This window comes from Leucobacter manosquensis (assembly GCF_018304845.1).
GTDB lineage: Bacteria > Actinomycetota > Actinomycetes > Actinomycetales > Microbacteriaceae > Leucobacter > Leucobacter alluvii.
Window position 1 is genome coordinate 1,549,823 of record NZ_JAFEVO010000001.1, and the last position, 16,598, is coordinate 1,566,420.

Consider the following 16,598-nt stretch of genomic DNA (forward strand, 5'->3'; position numbering starts at 1 on the left):
GTTACTTCCTTCCGGCGGCCGCGAACGGATCGGTCTGGCCGTACGCGCCGCGGCCGCGGCGCACGTAGAGCAGCCAGTTGAGGAGGAGGTAGACCGCGATCGCGATGCCGATGGTCGGCACGGTCGCCGTCGCGTATCGGAAGATCGGCAGCGTCTCGAGGGTGATGGGGTTGTACACCCAGAGGTAGAAGATCGAAGCGGTCGCGACTGCGATCATCGCGGCGAGGTTCACACCGCCGGTGAAGCGCAGCGGATCTTCGACCCCGGTCGCGTAGAGCGCCCGCACGGGAACGTTCTGACGGCGGAGGATCAGGTAGTCGGCGATGATCACCCCGCAGATCGCGGCGATGAACGCTCCCGATATCACGACGAACGTCATGAACTGCCCGTACATGAAGCTCGGGAACAGTGCGAGCACCGCCGGGAAGAACAGGAAGACGGCGCACAGCGCCGGCCATCGGAGTCGGGAGAGCGCCCGTCCGCTCGACTGCTTGATCGCGAGGACGGTCGAATACGCGATCGACGCCATGCTGGTGACGTTCGCGAACCCGACGAACAGCAGCGTGAGGATGCCGAGCACGGGGCCGCCGAGCGGCACCATCCAGGCGGTCGGGTCTGCGGCCCCGAGCATGAGCGCTGCGGCCATGCCGACCAGCTGAGCGACTACTGTCCCGATGAAGATCCCTCCGTACGCGGGCCACAGCGCCGCCTTCGGGCCGCGCGTCAGTCGGGCGAGCGTCCCCATCACGGGCCACCACGACAGTCCCGCGCCGAGATTGAATTCAACGGCCATCGCGAAGTTCAGGGTTTCGTCTTCGAACGGGGCCAACGGCTCGGCCGCGAACAGGTCGGCCCAGGAGTGCTGCGACATGAGGAGCACCATCATGAGTGCCACGATGATGAGGAGGCCGGGTGCGACGAAGCGGTTGAGCTTGCTGATGGCGACCGGGCCGCGTGAGAGCAAGAACCAGCCGCCCAGGATGGCCGCGAGCGCGAAGATCGTGACGACGGGACCTTCGACGTTGAACTCCGTGCCGAACGCCTGGTTCGAGATCTCGGTGAACGCGCGGCCGAACATGATGCCGAGCAGCGAACTCCACCCCATCTCGGTGACGAGTACGACCGTGAACACGACGATGGCGACGCCGACGGCGCCGAAGACCGACTTCAGTGCGCGATACTGCTCCACGCCGAGACGCTGGCTGAGCAGTACGCTGCCGAGCACCATGATGGCGAGTCCGAGCGTATTGCCGAGGAGCATCGCCGCGATGCCGTCGCCGAATCCGACGAGCAGCACCGTCGAACCGCCCGTGAGAAACGCCCACGTGGCGATGGCCAGGCTGAGCGTCACCCAGCTGAAGTCGGTGGCGCGCCAGGTGCGTTCGCTCTTCGTCAGCGGTAGCGATCCGAAGGTCGCCTCCTCGGCGACAGCCGCTTCGACGCGCAGCGCCTGCGTCTCGGTGAGCTCGGAGGTTGTCGCGCTGGGACGCTCGTCTGCGGCGCCGCTCACAGCACACCCGCGATCCACGAGCCGAGTGCGATGACGCCGACGACGCTCAGGAAGAGCGCGAGGCTTCCGCCGCCGAGCCTGGCGTGCACCGGGTCGTCCGCCTCGACCGTTTCGATGTGCGTCAGTCGACGCTCGAGCTCTTCAGCGAGCCGAGTATCCGTGTTCATGGGACAGACCTCCTTGTGTATCCGTGTGATCCCGCTTCCGCTCACGCGGAGAACGGAGCCAGCCTAGGTGACTTCGTGGCATTTCGTTCGTCGTCCGGTCGCACCGATGCGCAAACGGCCAGAGAACGGACAGAATGTGCGCGAGACCCGTAGAATGGCGCTTCTGGGCTGCGCATCTGCGCAGCCCGATCGAGGCGGCTAGGGAGTCAGCGATGGAACATCCGGTCGAATCTGCTGAACTGCGCCGGCGCGTGCTCCGCGGTCTGCGAGAGAACGGACGCGCGAGCTATTCGCGGATCGCAGCTGAGCTCGGTGTGAGTCGCCGGCAGGTGACCCAGATCGTGCAGAGCGCGATCACGCGCGGCGAGCTGCGGTTGACCGTGTCGATCAGCCCCGATCTGCTGGGGCTCGAGCGCTTCGCCTACCTGCAGCTCTCCGTTTCCGGGCCCATCACTCCGGTCAGATCGGCCCTCGCGGCGATGCCAGAGTCGACCTTCGTCGCCGACATCAGCGGCCACTACTCGATCGACGTCGAAGTGCGCGTCGGCGCGGACCCGCACCTGCGCTCCACCGTCGACCGGGTGCGGGAGCTGCCCGGGGTGCAGGAGGTGCGCACGCATCTGTACGAGAGCATCGAGGTCAATCGGTACTCCCCGCTCCGCACCGGACGGACGTCGTTCGTCGTCGACGAGGCCGACCGTGCGCTCGTGAGTCACCTGCAGCGCAACGGTCGCGCTTCGTTCCGCGAGCTCGGAGAGGCGGCGGGCATCTCCCCCAGCGGTGCGCGTCTCCGCTTCGAGCGTCTGACGCGCGACGGAGCGGTGAAGGTCGTCGGCATTCCGGTGCGCGGCGCGCTCGCGTCGCCCGATGGAGCCGGGGCCGTCGATCGCGTGGAGACCCCGTCCATCGGGGTCGGTGTGAAGATCCGGGGCAGGATCTCGGCCGCACTCTCGAGTGTGCGTTCCCTCGACCCCGAGTTCATCGCGACCACCATCGGAGACTACGACCTCATCGTGACGCTCTCCGCCGACAGCTACGAGGAGCTCCTCGATCAGGCCGACCGGTTGCGCACACTCCCCGAGGTCGAGCGCATCGAAACGTGGGCGAACCTCAGGATCGTGAAGGAGCAGTACGGCGAGGGCGATCGGCTCAGCGCCAGCCCGCGTACACCTCTGGCCGACGATCCTGCAGATACAGCGCGCCAGCACCCACCGACGGCCGACCCGGGTCGGAGGCCTCGGGATCCGGCACATCAACGATGAGCAGTTCGGGATCGGCGCCGGACGCTCCGAGCACCGCGCCCTCGAATCCGGCGACCACGCTCAGGCCCGCGAAGATCCCTCCGGCGTGATCGGCGTAGGCGACGACGATGCGGTTCTCGGCGGCGCGAGCGCGCACGAGCAGCTCGGGCACGTACGCCGAGTCGCCGTCGATCGCCGTTGGCACCAAGAGCAGATCGGCGCCGTTCTCCGCCGCGAAACGGGCGGGCTCGGGGAACTCGATGTCGTAGCAGATCTGGAAGGCGACGCGCCGCCCGTTCCAGTCGGCGATGCGGGGAGGATCGGCAGCCGGGGTGAAGGCCAATCGTTCGTCGGCGCCCCACAGGTGCACCTTCTCGTAGCGCAGCACTTCGTCGCCGGCGGCGTCCCAGAGACCCGCGGCGATGGCGAACGTGCCGTCCTCGCGGGCGAGCGGGAACCCGGCGGCGATCGCGACCCCGGTCTCGCGCGCGATGGAAGCGAGTGCGCTCGGGATGCCGTCGACGCGTTCGGCACTCAGCCATTCGGCGAGCTCGGCAGGCGCGTACCCCGTCACGAAGAGCTCAGGTGTGAGCAGCAGCTCGGCACCGGCCCTCCGGGCGTCGGTCGCGGCCGTGCGAATGGCGGCGAGGTTGGCCTCGGGGTCGAGGGGCGTCGCGGACGCCTGCAGCAGAGCGATGCGCATCGGAACCCTACCCCACCACGACGCCGGCGAGCGTCTTCTTGCCTCGGCGCAGGACCGCGATCGCGCCGTGCAGCAGATCGTCGCTCTCGAGCACGCGATCCTCGGACTCCACCGCAGCGTTGTTCACGTACACTCCGCCCTGCGAGATCGCGCGTCGAGCCTCGCCGAGGCTCTTCACGAGTTCCGTGTCGACGAGGAGTTGCGCGACCGGCGTGCCGATCGATCCGGTCGCCTGGGACAGCTCGGAGACGGCGCCGCGCAATGAGGGCTCGTCGAGCGCGGAGAGGTCTCCGCGGCCGAACAGCGCCTCGGATGCGTCGATCGCACCCTGCACCGCCGCAGCCCCGTGCACGAGCGTCGTCACTTCGAGCGCGAGACGCTTCTGAGCGGCGCGCTTGAACGGCTCGGTTTCGACCTGGCGTGCGTAGTCTTCGATCTCGTCACGCGACAGGAAGGTGAAGACCTTGAGACGATCGACGACGTCGGCGTCGGCCTGGTTCAACCAGAACTGGTAGAAGGTGTAGGGCGAGCACATCTCCGGGTTCAACCAGATCGCGTTGCCCTCGCTCTTGCCGAACTTCGTGCCGTCGGCGTTGGTGATCAGCGGCGTTCCGATGGCGTGCGCCGAGGCGCCCTCGACCTTGCGGATGAGCTCCGTGCCGCTCGTCAGGTTGCCCCACTGATCGCTGCCGCCCGACTGCAGCCTGCAGTCGTACTGCCGGTACAGTTCGAGGAAGTCGAGGCCCTGCAGGATCTGGTAGCTGAACTCGGTGTAGCTGATGCCCTCGTCGGAGTTCAGCCGCTTCGCGACGATGTCCTTCTTGATCATCGTGCCGACGCGGAAGTGCTTGCCGATCTCGCGGAGGAAATCGATCGCGGAGAGCGGCGCGGTCCAGTCGAGGTTGTTGACGAGCCTGGCGGCGTTCTCGCCTTCGAAGCTCAGGTATCGGGAGACCTGCTGGCCGAGCGAGTCGACCCACTCGGCGACGGTCTCACGCGAATTGAGCACCCGCTCCGCAGTGGGGCGCGGATCGCCGATGAGCCCCGTCGACCCGCCGACCAGACCCAACGGCCGGTGCCCGCGCAGCTGCAGGCGGCGCATGAGCAGCAGCTGCACGAGATGCCCGAGGTGCAGGCTGGATGCCGTCGGGTCGAATCCGCAGTAATACGCGAACGGTTCGCCCTCGAGCAGCGTCGACAGCGCTTCCGCGTCGGTCGACACATGGATCAGCCCGCGCCACTCCAGCTCTTCCCACAGGGTGGCGAAGCTGTCGTCGTTGCGCTGGGCGGCCAGTATTTCGGTGCGATCGTTCAGTTCAGACACGCCTGTCATCGTACCGCCTGACCCTCATGGAGCGCGCGTCCTGACCTTCGTGCAGCGCGCGACCTGACCTTCGTGGAGCGCGCGACCTGACCTTCGTGGAGCGCGCGTCCGTGACAGATCCGACGTCCGTGAGGGCTGAACATGCTCATTCGCCTCACCGAAGCCGTTATTCCTCCCGGGGAGAGCGCGCGGGAATCACTCGTGACGGCGGCCTCGACCGCGCCTGCTCTGCACAGCGCGGACTGCGCTGCGCACAGCGGCTGCGACAATCGTGAGCGCACCACCCCAGATCAGGATCGCCAGAACCCACAGGGATCCCGACCTGCGGCCGCTGCCGAGCGCTTCGCCCCAGCCGGTTCCGGCGGCGTGCAGCGCCACGGGCCCCACCGACATGACGGCGGCCCCGACGAGGAGCAGCACCCAACCCGCCGGGCCCGGGGAGCGCTTGCCTCGCGCATCGGCGGGACCCATTGTGAAGACCGCGCCGCCCATGATCGCGAAGCCCGCGCTCACCGCGGCAAACCCCCACCCCGTTGGATCGTCGCTCGAGATCGCCACGGCGGCCATCACGATCGCGAGCACGCCGAAGAATGCGACCGAGAGACCGACGACCGCTAGCGGGTTGCGCGGCGCTCTCGCACTCATCGGACGCTCAGGCCCGGAACTCAGCGATCCGCTCGGCGAGCCGGGCGAGCTGCTCGTCGACGCGAACGCGAGCGGTGCCGCCGGCCCCCACGCGCGAGTTCACAGAGCCCTCGATGGTGAGCACCTCCCGCACTGCCGGAGTGAGGTGCGCCGAGATCGACGCGAGTTCGGCATCGCTCGGTTCGTGGAGCTCGATGCCCCGCTCCTCGCAGTGACGCACGAGTTCACCGGAGATCTCGTGCGCGTCACGGAAGATCACGCCTTGCTTCACGAGCCACTCGGCGACGTCGGTGGCCAATGAGAACCCCTGCGGGGCGAGCTCGGCCATCCGCTTCGTGTCGAACGTGAGCGTCGCCACCATGCCGGTGAACGCGGGGAGCAGTACCTCGAGCTGGCCGATCGAGTCGAAGACCGGTTCCTTGTCCTCCTGCAGATCGCGGTTGTACGCGAGCGGCAGCCCCTTCAGCGTCGCGAGGAGGCCGGTCAGGTTTCCGATCAGACGCCCGGACTTTCCGCGAGCCAGCTCGGCGATGTCGGGGTTCTTCTTCTGCGGCATGATGCTGGAGCCGGTCGAATAGCCGTCGTGCAGGCGAACGAACCCGAACTCCTTGGTGTTCCAGAGGATGATCTCTTCGGAGAGCCTGGAGAGGTCGATGCCGATCTGCGCGGTGATGAAGGCGAACTCGGCGACCACGTCGCGAGCCGCGGTGCCGTCGATCGAGTTCTCGAGCGGATCGCCGAGTCCGAGTTCGGTCGCGACGAGCCGCGGGTCGAGGCCGAGCGAGGAGCCGGCGAGGGCGCCGCCGCCGTAGGGCGAGGCGCTGGCGCGGGACGCCCAGTCCCGGAGACGCTCCAGGTTGCGGACGATCGGCCAGGCGTGCGCCGCGAGCTGGTGGGCCAGCAGTACTGGCTGAGCGTGCTGCAGATGGGTGCGGCCGGGCAGGATCGCGTCGGGGTGCGCCGCCGCCTGGTCTGCGATGGCGTCGAGCAGGTCGAGCAGCATGCCGCGGATCACAGCGGCATGATCGAGGAGGTACAGACGCACCAGGGTCGCGATCTGGTCGTTGCGGCTGCGTCCGGCGCGGAGCTTGCCTCCGAGCTGCACGCCCGTGATCTCGATGAGCAGTCGCTCAAGCGCGGAGTGCACGTCTTCGTCGTCTGCGGCGGGAACGGCGCGGCCGTCCGCGACGCGAGCTGCGAGCTCGTCGAGCGCGGCTCGCATCTCGGCGAGCTCGTCTTCGCTCAAATACCCGGCTGCGGCGAGCGCAGTCGCGTGCGCCTTCGAACCGCGGATGTCGTAGGGAGCGAGGATCCAGTCGAACTGCGTCGACTTCGACAGGGCTGCGAGCGCCGGCGCGGGGCCGCTCGCGAAGCGCCCGCCCCAGAGGGCGCCGCTCTCACCGGCGCGATTGCCTGCGGTCTCGGTCGGGGCGGACTGCTCGTGTTCGTTCGTCATCTCTGCTTCTCTCCGTCTTACGCCTGCGCCAGCAACCAGGTCATGAGTGCCTTCTGGGCGTGTAGACGATTCTCCGCTTCATCCCAGACCACGCTCTGCCCTCCGTCGATCACTTCGGGCGCGACCTCGTACTCCCGGTAGGCGGGAAGGCAGTGCAAGAAGATCGCATCGCTCGCGGCATCCGCCATGAGTTCGGGGGTGACGCGATACGGGCCGAAGGTCTCGATGCGCTCGGCCTTCTCGGCTTCTTGGCCCATCGACACCCACGTGTCGGTGATCACGGCGTCAGCGCCCGAGACGGCACGCGCCGGGTCGGTGAAGATCTCCACGCTTCCGCCTGTCTGAGCGGCGATCCGTTCGGCGTCGGCGACGATGTCGGGACGCGGATGGTGACCCTCCGGCCCCGCGATCCGGATATGCATGCCCGCGGTCGCGAATCCGAGCAGATAGGAGTGCCCCATATTGTTCGCGGCATCCCCGAGGTACGTCGCGGTGAGACCGGCGAGGTCGCCCTTCCGCTCCTGAATGGTCTGCAGATCGGCGAGGATCTGGCACGGGTGGAAGTCGTCGGAGAGCGAGTTGATGACCGGAACGCTCGCGTCGGCCGCCATCTCCTCCAGTCCGCGGTGGTCGAATGTGCGCCACACGATGAGCGACACCATCCGCGAGAGCACCTTCGCGGTGTCGCCGATCGATTCCTTCACGCCGAGCTGCGCCTCACCCGGGTTCACGATGATGGGCGATCCGCCGAGCTCGGCGATGCCCGCCGCGAAGCTGAAGCGGGTGCGCGTGGACGTCTTGTCGAAGAAGACGGACACGGACCGCGGTCCCTCCAGCGGACGCTCCGAGAACGGCTCTCGCTTGAGTCGCGCGGCGAGTTCGAGGACTTCGCGCTGCTCGGCGGGGCTCAGATCGTCGTCTCGGAGAAAATGTCGGGTCACCCGGTTCAGTCTAGACGCGCACCGGCGCTGCGCGAGACGAGCCGCTCGACGCCGATTCGCTCCGGGCGGGGGTCTCCTCGCGTCTCCGTCCACGGTAGGCTGAATCCGACCTGCTGCCACCCAGAGAGGCCCACGATGTTCAACAAGATCTTCGACGCCGTCGCACTGTTCTACTGCGTCGTGTTCGTCGGTACGGCTGCGGCGACACTGGCGCTCGTCGTCGTCTCCGCGGTGACCGGAGAGTCGCCGATCGATTTCTCCGGGCAGCACTAGCATCGCGCCGATCGCGCTGGGCGGTCCGCGCTGAGCAACTTCGCGCGGTGAGCGCGAGGTAGAAGAGGAGACGCATATGCGTGTCGCAGCGGCCTTTCTCGCGGATGCGGCGAACGTTCGTGAGGGAACCCTCGGCGTTCTCTCCGGCTTCATCAACACGATCAACCGCGAGGAGTACCCGGCGATGCTCGGGGCGACCCTCGTCGTGGTCGTCGAGTACGACGAGAACGAGGCGCGTCGCGGGGATCCGGATCGCTCTTTCCGCGCCCGATGCGAGCCCGCTGTCGGCGGTGCTGAACTCTTCAACGTGGAGGGCACGTTCAGCCTCGGGGGCGGCAATGACAGTTTCGGGTACATCCCGATGGTCTTCCCGCTGAACGAGGCGCGGGTGCCGTCGCCTGGCAGCTACCGCATCGTGTTCGAGGGCACCGGGCTCGAACGCGTGGACGTGCGCTTCTACGCGAACGCGACGTCGCTGCCGTCGCTGGACGACGAATAGCCGTCTCCTGAGCCGTGAGCTTCCGGTGAGCCGTCTGCGCGGCGCGACGTGGAAGAATCTTCACGTGACTCAACTCCCGCGCATCATCGCCTTCGATCTCGACGACACCCTCGCACCGTCGAAGTCCCCGCTCGACCCCCGCATGCTCGCGGTGTTCGCCCGGCTGCTCGAACGCACGAGCGTCGCGGTGATCTCGGGGGGCAACTTCCAGCAGTTCGAGTCTCAGCTGGTGACGCAACTCGACGGGGTGGCGAGCGTGACCGAGGAGATGCTCGGGCGGCTGCACCTGCTTCCGACCTGCGGCACGAGGTATGAGCGGCGCGAGCGCGGTCAGTGGGTGACGGTGTATCAGGAGGAGCTCACTGAGCAGGAGCGCAACGACGCGTTGACCGCCCTCCGCGAGGAGGCCGAGCGTCTGGGCCTCTGGGAGCGGGAATCGTGGGGGGACGTCTTGGAGGATCGCGGATCCCAGATCACCTTCTCCGCTCTGGGCCAGCGCGCCCCGGTGGAGGTCAAGCACGCCTGGGACCCGACGGGGGTGAAGAAGAGCGCCCTCCGCGCCGCAGTCGCGGTCCGCCTGCCCGGCCTCGAGGTGCGCAGCGGTGGCTCCACCTCGGTCGACATCACGCGTCGCGGGATCGATAAGGCCTACGGCATGCAGAGGCTCGTCGAATACACGGGGGTCCCGCTCAGCGACATGCTGTTCGTCGGCGATCGGCTCGACGAGGACGGCAACGACTACCCGGTGCTCGCGCTCGGCGTCTCATGCCATGCGGTCACGGGCTGGGCCGAGACGGCGGAGTTCGTCGAAGCTCTCATCGCCGATTAGCACTGGGCGACGCCGAGCTGGGCGACGCCGAGCTGGGCGACGCCGAGCTGGGCGACGCCGAGCTGGGCGACGCTCTGCACCGCTGACGGGACGGTCAGGACCGCACTGCCGCCTGCTCGGTCGAGGCCGCTTCCTGCTCGGTCACGTGCTCTGCGGGCGCCGGCACGAGGCCCAAGACCTGAGAGGTGTGAGCGAGCGATGCCGCAGCGATCTCGGGGTCGTGGTTCAGGCCGCCCGTCTTGAGCGCCGGGATGTGCTCGGTGAACACGGACTCCCAGGTGCTCGTGAACTGCTCGGGGAAGCACTTGCGCAGCACGCCGAGCATCGCGTAGACCGCCGTCGATGCGCCGGGCGATGCGCCGAGCAGGCCGGAGATCGTTCCGTCGCCGCCGGTGATCACCTCCGTGCCGAATTGCAGGATGCCACCCTTCTCGGGGTCGTTCTTCATGACCTGGACGCGCTGACCGGCCTCGATCATCTCCCAGTCCTCGGTGCGCGCGGTCGGCATGTACTCCCGAAGCGTCTCCATCTGCTTCTCACGGCTCGCGAGGAGCTCGCCGAGCAGGTACTTCTCGAGAGCGAATTCGGTGAGTCCGACCTTGAGCATCGGTCCGAGATTGTGCGGCCGGATGGATCCGGGGAGATCCCACCACGAGCCCTTCTTGAGGAAGTTCGGGCTGAACCCGGCGTACGGCCCGAAGAGCAGGCTCTCCTCGCCGTCCACGACGCGCGTGTCGAGGTGCGGAACCGACATGGGCGGTGCGCCGACCGCGGCTTTCCCGTAGACCTTGGCCTGATGCGCGCGCACGATCTCGGGGTTGCTGGTCTTCAGGAACTTGCCGCTGATCGGGAAGCCGCCGAAGCCCTTGATCTCGGGGATGCCGGAGGACTGCAGCAGCGAGAGCGCCCCGCCGCCGGCTCCGACGAAGACGAACTTCGCGTTCACGATCGTCGTGGTATAGCCGGAGCGGTTGCGCACGTACACGTCCCAGGTGCCGTCGTCGAGCCGGCGGAGCTTGCGCACTTCTGCCCCGAGGCTCAGCCCGGCCCCCTCTGAGACGAGGTGCGAGATGAGCTGCCGGGTTACAGCGCCGAAGTCGACATCGGTTCCGCTCTCAGAACGCGTCGCAGCGAAGACCTCGTCCTTCGAACGGCGGTCGACCAGCAGGGGCGTCCACTCCGCGATCTGCTCCGGGTCCTCGCTGAACTCCATGTCGGAGAAGAGCGGCTCGGTGCGCAGCAGCTCCCAGCGGCGTCGGAGGTAGTCGACGTTCTCGGCCCCGCGCACGAACGTCATGTGCGGGGTCGCATTGATGAACGAGGAGGGTTCTCCGAGGATCCCGCGCTCCACGAGTGACGACCAGAACTGACGGGAGAGCTGGAACTGCTCGTTGATGTCGATGGCCTTCGCCGCCGACAGGCTCCCGTCCTTGCCCTCCGGCATGTAGTTGAGCTCGCAGAGGGCGGCGTGACCGGTGCCCGCGTTGTTCCACGCGTTGCTGCTCTCGGTCGCGACCTCGGTGCGGGACTCGAAGATCTCGATAGACCAATCGGGCTGGACCTGCTTGATCAGCGTACCCAGCGTGGCGCTCATTACGCCGCCACCGATGAGGACGACGTCTACGGTGTTGTTGCTCACGATGTGCAAGTCTAGCTCCCTCTGATGACCCTAGAACCCAGCTTTGCGCCTCGCGCGATCCAGGGTTTCCACTGACGCGTCGACGACCCGCACGTACCCCAGCCGGGCGGCCTCCGACGAGCGCTGTGCTCCGCTCGCGACGGGCCGCACCTCGCCGGCGAGGCTGATCTCGCCGAAAGCCGCCAGATCATGCGGGAGCGGGTGGTCGGCGATCGCAGAGAGCACCGCGAGCGCGATCGCGAGATCGGCTGCGGGCTCGGCGAGCTTCACCCCGCCGACCGTCGATACGTAGACGTCCTGGTCGTGCAGACGCGCACCGAATCTCCGCTCGAGCACCGCGAGGATCATGGCGACGCGCGACTGATCGACGCCGCTCGTCACTCGGCGGGGGTTGGGGGTCGCGCTCTTGGCGACGAGCGCCTGCACCTCGACCGGCAGCGCGCGTCGACCCTCCATCGCGACGGTCGCGCATGTGCCGCTCACCGGAGCCCCCGGGCGGCTCAGGAACAGGCCGCTCGGGTCTGGCACCTCGGAGATGCCGCGATCCGTCATCTCGAAGCAGCCGACCTCGTCGGTCGGACCGTAGCGGTTCTTCAGCGTGCGCAGAAACCGCAATGACGTGTGCCGGTCACCCTCGAAATGGCACACCACGTCGACGAGGTGCTCGAGCAGGCGCGGGCCGGCCACCGACCCGTCCTTGGTCACGTGCCCGACGAGGATCACCGGTGTTCCGCGTTCTTTCGCCGTTCTGATGAGCGCGGCCGCGACCTCGCGCACCTGAGCCGGGCCGCCGGCCCCGCCGTCGACCTGATCGCTCGCCATCGTCTGCACGGAGTCGACGATGACGAGCGCGGGATCCACGGTCTCGATGTGGCCGAGCACGGTCGCGAGATCCGTCTCGCTCGCGAGGTACAGCGTGTCGTGCATCGCCCCGGTGCGCTCGGCGCGCATGCGGATCTGCCCCGTCGATTCCTCCCCGCTCGCGTAGAGCACGCGCGCTCCAGACGATGCGGCGCGCGCCGCGGCATCGAGCAGCAACGTCGACTTGCCGACCCCCGGCTCCCCCGAGAAGAGAATCGCCGCGCCCGGCACGACCCCGCCGCCGAGCACGCGGTCGAGTTCGCCGATTCCCGTCTGCCGGTGCCGCACGGCATCGCCCTGCAGCTCGGTGATGGGACGCGCTTCCCGGCCGGCCGCGGGCGCGGCCGCACGCGTGGTGCGCGCGAGCGATGCTCCGGCGCGAGCTTGTTCGGCAACGGTGCCCCACTGCTGGCATTCACCGCACCGCCCGACCCACTTCGAGGTCTGCCACCCGCACTCGGTGCAGGTGTATCCGCCGCTTGATTTCGCCATGCTGCGAGCCTACTGGCGGCCACGGACATCGCGGCAGCGGGACTCCCGCGCCGAGTCGCTGGGCCGGCCCCGAGAGCATCCGGGGCGACTGTCGGCGGTCGGCACTACGGTGAGAACGTGCCCGAACTCGCCACTGCATCCTCCGCCGATGGCACCGCCGCCCGCTGGTGCGTCATCGGTCGCGACGCGCGCGGTGGCTGGGGCGCGGTCGAGCTCGCGCCCGATGGCGCCCGTTCGGCCGCGGTCTCGATCGCATTGGATCGGCTCGCCGACTTCGTCGAGCAGCGCGAACGGGCGGCGTCGCTGCGCTGGGTCTGGCACGACACGGCTCGCCAGTACGCGCCGCTCCTCGCTGCCGGAGTGCGCGTCGAACGATGCCACGATCTCCGACTCTGCCATCAGATTCTGCGTCACGCAGGCTCCGTGGGAGAGCCGGCGCAGCTGCGGGGCGCACCGGAGTGGAACGCGCCGCCCGAGGCCGAGACCGCCCCGGTCGCGCCGCCGGCCGATGCGCCACCGACCCTGTTCGACGTGGTCGCCGAACCACGACGGTCCCGCGGGGTGCCCGACGGCCTGGCGGAGGCGCTCGACGAATTCGACCGACAGCGGTCGGCGCTCGCCAGCGCGCGCGAGCCCGGGCGGCTCGGCCTGCTCCTCGCCGCAGAATCGGCGGGGGCCCTCATCGCCGCAGAGCTGTCGGCGGCCGGTGTCCCCTGGGACGTCGACGAGCACGACCGAGTCCTCTCCGAGGCGCTCGGCCCCCGGCCCGCTCCCGATGCGAAACCGGCGCGCATGCTCGAGGTGGGAGCGATGGTGCGACGCGAACTCGGGAGCCCCGACGCCCCGCTCGACTCGCCCCCTCGACTGCTGCGGGTGCTCCGGGCGGCGGGAATCGAGGTCGACTCAACCTCCCAGTGGGAGCTCGCGCAGCACGAGCACCCTGCGATCGCACCGCTGCTCCACTACAAGAAGCTCGCGCGACTGCTGACCGCCAACGGATGGGCCTGGCTCGACGAGTGGGTGCGTGATGGCCGGTACCGGCCCGTCTACGTTCCCGGAGGCGTGGTGACCGGCCGCTGGGCGTCGAGCGGGGGCGGCGCCCTGCAGATCCCGCGCCAGTTGCGTCCGGCGCTCCGCGCCGACCCGGGGTGGACCCTCGTCTCCGCAGACGTCGCTCAGCTGGAGCCTCGGGTACTCGCCGCCATGGCAGGAGATCGCGCCATGACCGAGGCCGGCGCGGGGAAGGATCTCTACGCCGGAATCGTCGAGAGCGGCGCCGTAGCGACGCGGCAGGAGGCGAAACTCGCGATGCTCGGCGCCATGTACGGGGCGACGACCGGAGAGAGCGGACGCCTGGTTCCGCGACTGCGCCGCGCCTACCCGGCCGCGATGGATCTGGTCGACGAGGCTGCTGCGGAGGGCGCGCGCGGAGGGCGGGTGTCGACGTGGCTCGGCCGCAGCACCCAGGCGCCAGGCCAGGAGTGGGAGCACGTGCAGTCGAGCGCGAGCATGCCGGATGCGACCGGGCGGGACGAGGCCGCTGCCCGCCGCGCCGCACGGGATCGCGGTCGGTTCACCCGCAACTTCGTCGTCCAGGGAACAGCCGCTGAGTGGGCGCTGTGCTGGATCGCCGATCTTCGACAGAGGCTCGCCGCCTTCGCGCCCGTTGAGGTGTCTCAGGCCGCTCGGGCTTCGGGGCCGATCTTCAGTCGACGCCCCCACCTCGCGTTCTTCCTGCACGACGAGGTGATCGTGCACGCGCCCGTCGCCCACGCCGACGCCGTCGCAGCGGCCGTGCGCGAATCGGCGCGTGCAGCGGGTCTGCTGCTGTTCGGCGATAGCGCCGTCGAGTTTCCGCTTGATCTGCGCATCGCCGAGCGAGCCGCGAAGGAGTAGCACCGCTCCCGCTTGCAGACGCGCCGTCGCCACCGCACCGACCTATCCCGGCGCGGCCACCTTCCGGCCGGCCCGCTTCTGCGGGGGCAGCTCGGAGCTCTCCGCGGACTCAGCTCGATCGGAAGCGGCCGACCGCCCAGCTTCCCGAGTCGACGACCCCGCATCACCGCGCATGTGCTGTCTCCAGCGCCGCGACACCGCATCGCTGAGGTGCTTCCAGCTCCGATCGCGGATGAAGATCGAATCGATCGCGATCATCGTGAGCGAGAACCACGGCAGGCCCATCAGCACCCCGATCGCGATGTGGAAGCTCAGGATCCCGAAGAGGGCGAACAAGCGCGTCGGCCGCGACAGCAGCATCAACAGGAATGCGACCTGCAGCAGAATCGATCCCCAGGTGCCGATCGCGACGGCCGGCCCCCACGCCGTCACGATGTCGCTCAGAATCGGCCACGTGCCGAACCGCATGGTCTGCAGCGGGTTGTAGACCGCGTATCCCTCGGCCCACGGCGCGCCCTGGGCCTTGTACAGCCCGCCTGACGCGTACACGAACGTGACCTGGGCGGTGAGCGCGACGAGTGAGAGATTGTGGAGCACCGTGCCGATCTGATTTCCCGAAGATCCAGCGGGGAACCACTCCTGCTTCGCGCGCCGTCGGGCGTCGAGCGACCACCGGGCCGCGGGATCCGCGAAGAACATGAGGATGAGCGCGATGCGGAACATGTTGTCGCCCTGATCGCCCACCATGTCGTTCATCTCGATGAAGCTGATCCACAGTACGAAGAACAGGGGCAGCACGATCCGGAATCGCCAGCCGAGCAGGAAGAGCACGGCGAGCGCCCCGAGGAAGAGGTACAGGAGCGTGAACGCGACGTCGCTGCCGGCGACGGCGTGGAACGCGCTGAAGATCCATACCTTCGGGAAATCGCTGACCGGCTGCGCGAGTTCTCCGTTCCATGCCGATCCGGAGCCGAATGTGTAGAGGCGCGTGCCGAAGTTCGCGGCGAGCAGGCCGAGCGCGGTGCATCCGAAGACGATGCGCGTGACGGCGAGCCCGTAGAGCGACTTCTTGCCCGTGAACAACCAGTGCTCGACGAAGTCGAAGGCGCGACCGACGGTCAGTGCGACGGCCGACCAGACCGCAGCGATCAGGCTGCCGAGGAATGCGCCGAACCGGCCGGCGGGAGCGGGGCGCTGGTCGGTCATTCTGAGATCCTCTCGAACTGCGGCCGGAACACGTCGGCGAAGTTGCCCTCGTTCTGTCCCTCTTCCACGACCAGCGGTCGCCATCCGGGCAGCACGACCGAGGGTTCGGGACGCTTCGCCTCGGGGTTGTGGCGTTCGGCGAACGGGATGATGTTCTGGCGACTCACGCGGTACTGCACCGACACGACCTCGTCGCCCCAGACGGCTTTCGCCACCTGCGTCGCGTAGGCGGTCGAGCGACGCTCGTCGGCCATGAACTGATCGACTGCTCCAGCATTCTTCTCGATCGCTGCAGGATCGAGCCCGGAGTTCTTCGCTCCGTTCTCGAGCGCGGCACGCAACCCGACCTCCCATTCCGCGGTCATGAAGTCGCCCGCGGCGGTGGTGCGCTGCACTTCAGTGAGCGCGTCGAACGACTTCTTGAAGCTCGACGCGACTTCCGTCGACTGAATGCCCGCCCGCGGCGGAGTGAGGTTGTAGCGGATCATCGAGAGCTCCACGTCTGTCGCGCTGACCCAGCCCGTCTCGGTGCGCTCTCCCGAGTCGTTCTCCACCGTGGCGCGCACGTTGAAGTGATAGTCGCCGTTCACCGGTTCGGGCGCGAAGACGCTCCAGGATTGACCGAACATGGGCAGCATGTACGAGCTCAGCGCGTTCCCCGGGATCACCTCTCGAGCGTTCGCCGAGTACGGCGCGATCCATAAGAACGATGCGAGGATGTGCCAGGCGGCGAGCAGCACTGCCGCCCAGGCCACGAGCCGGACCCACAGCTTCACCGCGGGTCGCGCGCTCGGTTGCGTCGATTCAGGGATCACACCTGCTCCTGTCTTGCCGGAAGGGAGTGCGGGCAGTCTTGGCGAACCTATCACTGAGAGAACCGCCGCGGCACCCGCGGGTCGCGCGTGTCAATGACGAA

Annotated in this window: 16 protein-coding genes; 5 read left to right on the plus strand and 11 right to left on the minus strand. The window is 68.3% G+C overall.

Going from position 1 to position 16,598, the window contains the following annotated elements; genetic code table 11:
* Position 1: 1 nt before the first annotated feature.
* Together JSQ98_RS07190 and JSQ98_RS07195 are read right to left on the minus strand one after the other, a co-directional pair.
* Complete coding sequence (locus tag JSQ98_RS07190; protein ID WP_211648992.1) at positions 2-1,510, minus strand: purine-cytosine permease family protein; 1,509 nt, start codon at positions 1,508-1,510, stop codon at positions 2-4.
* Positions 1,507-1,677: a hypothetical protein gene (locus JSQ98_RS07195; RefSeq protein WP_211648994.1), complete on the minus strand. Its 171-nt coding sequence runs from the start codon at positions 1,675-1,677 to the stop codon at positions 1,507-1,509. Before JSQ98_RS07195 ends, JSQ98_RS07190 begins: the two co-directional genes overlap by 4 nt.
* A 212-nt stretch (positions 1,678-1,889) precedes the next feature.
* Here JSQ98_RS07195 and JSQ98_RS07200 point away from each other — a divergent pair, with 212 nt between their 5' ends.
* The gene (locus JSQ98_RS07200; protein ID WP_211648996.1) at positions 1,890-2,939 is read left to right on the plus strand and encodes an Lrp/AsnC family transcriptional regulator; all 1,050 of its coding nucleotides are present in this window, start codon (positions 1,890-1,892) and stop codon (positions 2,937-2,939) included.
* Here the strand turns inward: JSQ98_RS07200 and JSQ98_RS07205 are convergent.
* From JSQ98_RS07205 to argF, 5 genes are all read right to left on the minus strand, one after another.
* Positions 2,827-3,621, minus strand: coding sequence for a nitrilase-related carbon-nitrogen hydrolase (locus tag JSQ98_RS07205; protein ID WP_211648998.1), 795 nt, complete (start codon positions 3,619-3,621; stop codon positions 2,827-2,829). The genes JSQ98_RS07200 and JSQ98_RS07205 overlap by 113 nt on opposite strands.
* A 7-nt stretch (positions 3,622-3,628) precedes the next feature.
* Positions 3,629-4,945: a tyrosine--tRNA ligase gene (gene tyrS / locus JSQ98_RS07210; protein WP_346728737.1), complete on the minus strand. Its 1,317-nt coding sequence runs from the start codon at positions 4,943-4,945 to the stop codon at positions 3,629-3,631.
* Positions 4,946-5,140: 195 nt separating this feature from the next.
* Positions 5,141-5,590: a hypothetical protein gene (locus JSQ98_RS07215; protein WP_211649000.1), complete on the minus strand. Its 450-nt coding sequence runs from the start codon at positions 5,588-5,590 to the stop codon at positions 5,141-5,143.
* A 7-nt stretch (positions 5,591-5,597) separates the two neighbouring features.
* Complete coding sequence (gene argH / locus JSQ98_RS07220) at positions 5,598-7,046, minus strand: argininosuccinate lyase (RefSeq protein ID WP_090151515.1); 1,449 nt, start codon at positions 7,044-7,046, stop codon at positions 5,598-5,600.
* A gap of 17 nt (positions 7,047-7,063) precedes the next feature.
* The gene (gene argF / locus JSQ98_RS07225) at positions 7,064-7,987 is read right to left on the minus strand and encodes an ornithine carbamoyltransferase (protein ID WP_200332558.1); all 924 of its coding nucleotides are present in this window, start codon (positions 7,985-7,987) and stop codon (positions 7,064-7,066) included.
* A gap of 135 nt (positions 7,988-8,122) precedes the next feature.
* On the opposite strand from argF, the gene JSQ98_RS07230 reads away from it, so the two are divergent.
* From JSQ98_RS07230 to JSQ98_RS07240, 3 genes are all read left to right on the plus strand, one after another.
* On the plus strand, positions 8,123-8,260 hold the full coding sequence (locus tag JSQ98_RS07230) for a hypothetical protein (RefSeq protein ID WP_176698382.1): 138 nt from the start codon (positions 8,123-8,125) through the stop codon (positions 8,258-8,260).
* 76 nt (positions 8,261-8,336) lie between these two features.
* Positions 8,337-8,759, plus strand: coding sequence for a DUF6941 family protein (locus JSQ98_RS07235; RefSeq protein WP_090151524.1), 423 nt, complete (start codon positions 8,337-8,339; stop codon positions 8,757-8,759).
* Between the two features lie 64 nt (positions 8,760-8,823).
* Positions 8,824-9,588, plus strand: a complete 765-nt coding sequence (locus JSQ98_RS07240; protein ID WP_211649002.1) for an HAD-IIB family hydrolase — start codon at positions 8,824-8,826, stop codon at positions 9,586-9,588.
* Between the two features lie 94 nt (positions 9,589-9,682).
* On the opposite strand, the gene mqo is transcribed toward JSQ98_RS07240, so the two are convergent.
* Together mqo and radA are read right to left on the minus strand one after the other, a co-directional pair.
* Positions 9,683-11,227, minus strand: coding sequence for a malate dehydrogenase (quinone) (mqo, locus tag JSQ98_RS07245; protein WP_346728738.1), 1,545 nt, complete (start codon positions 11,225-11,227; stop codon positions 9,683-9,685).
* A 30-nt stretch (positions 11,228-11,257) separates the two neighbouring features.
* Positions 11,258-12,580, minus strand: a complete 1,323-nt coding sequence (gene radA / locus JSQ98_RS07250) for a DNA repair protein RadA (RefSeq protein WP_211649004.1) — start codon at positions 12,578-12,580, stop codon at positions 11,258-11,260.
* 117 nt (positions 12,581-12,697) lie between these two features.
* Between radA and JSQ98_RS07255 the strand changes: the two genes are divergently transcribed.
* Complete coding sequence (locus JSQ98_RS07255) at positions 12,698-14,476, plus strand: bifunctional 3'-5' exonuclease/DNA polymerase (protein WP_346728739.1); 1,779 nt, start codon at positions 12,698-12,700, stop codon at positions 14,474-14,476.
* A 42-nt stretch (positions 14,477-14,518) separates the two neighbouring features.
* Here the strand turns inward: JSQ98_RS07255 and JSQ98_RS07260 are convergent, their stop codons facing one another.
* Positions 14,519-15,682: an HTTM domain-containing protein gene (locus JSQ98_RS07260; RefSeq protein WP_249290771.1), complete on the minus strand. Its 1,164-nt coding sequence runs from the start codon at positions 15,680-15,682 to the stop codon at positions 14,519-14,521.
* On the minus strand, positions 15,679-16,497 hold the full coding sequence (locus JSQ98_RS07265) for a DUF5819 family protein (RefSeq protein WP_346728740.1): 819 nt from the start codon (positions 16,495-16,497) through the stop codon (positions 15,679-15,681). Before JSQ98_RS07265 ends, JSQ98_RS07260 begins: the two co-directional genes overlap by 4 nt.
* Positions 16,498-16,598: the final 101 nt, after the last annotated feature.